This is a genomic window from Neochlamydia sp. EPS4 (genome assembly GCF_000813665.1).
Lineage (GTDB): Bacteria > Chlamydiota > Chlamydiia > Chlamydiales > Parachlamydiaceae > Neochlamydia.
Map to the genome: position 1 here is coordinate 1 of NZ_JSDQ01000111.1, position 1,115 is coordinate 1,115.

Sequence of the window (1,115 nt, forward strand, 5' to 3'; positions counted from 1 at the left end):
TTTAATTTTTATATTGTTCTAAAAATAAAAATGCTGGAAAGTTATCACTCCCCAAGGAAATAAAATGCATCCTATCTCATCGACATCTATTGAAAGCTTGCCCAATGAATTGCTGCTCCCTATCTTAGAGGCTTGCGTAGTTCCTTCCTTATTTAGCGTCTGTAAAAGATGGCATCATCTGCTAGCTTCTGAAGCGATGCCTTCTCTTTATAAGAAAATAGCACAGCTTCATTTCCCCAGGAAGAATACCACTACCCAGCGAACTCTTATGTTAGCTAAAGTTTATCAACTCAATCCTGCACTTACCTCTACTGAAAAAGTTTATCAAGTTTTTAAACAAGTTTTTACCTTAGCTAAATCTATTTCTCCTTTGGAATTTAAATGGAAAACCGAGGAAAAAAGTTATTTTACTCTGGCTAATTACTCTTCTTATCTCTTAAATATTAATCGCCTTTTACTTTGGAAAAGACTCCCTGGTGGGGAAAAATACTTGAGCCGAGAAGAAATTAAGCACTTGCCTCTAGGAAAAAAAGGAGAGCTTCTTAGAGATTGGATTGAAGAAAATTGTAAAAACATCACGGCTTTAAATTTATCTAATGCAGGCTTGACTTATTTACCCTCGGAAATATACCAATTGTCTCAGCTGCAAACGCTTGACTTAAATCAAAACCAGCTCACCAGTCTTCCTGCAGAAATAGGTCAATTGTCTCAGCTGCAAACGCTTAAATTAAGCCAAAACCAGCTCACCAGTCTTCCTGCAGAAATAGGTCAATTGTCTCAGCTGCAAACGCTTAAATTAAGCCAAAACCAGCTCACCAGTCTTCCTGCAGAAATCCGACAGCTGTCTGAGCTGCAAACGCTTGAATTAGATCAAAACCAGCTCACCAGTCTTCCTGCAGAAATCGGGCAATTGTCTCAGCTGCAATGGCTTTACTTATATCACAACCAGCTCACCAGCCTTCCTGCTCAAATCGGGCAGTTGTCTCAGCTGCAAAAGCTTGATTTAAATCAAAACCAGCTCACCGCTCTGCCTGCAGTAATCGGACAGCTGTCAGAGCTGACACGCCTTTACTTAAATCAAAACCAGCTCACCGCTCTGCCTGCAGAAATAGGGT

General features: G+C 40.1%; 1 protein-coding gene. It reads left to right on the forward strand.

Annotated elements, in window-relative coordinates; genetic code table 11:
• Positions 1 to 64: 64 nt before the first annotated feature.
• On the forward strand, positions 65 to 1,115 hold a 1,051-nt coding region (locus tag DB42_RS10705), incomplete at its 3' end, for an F-box protein (protein ID WP_052436131.1).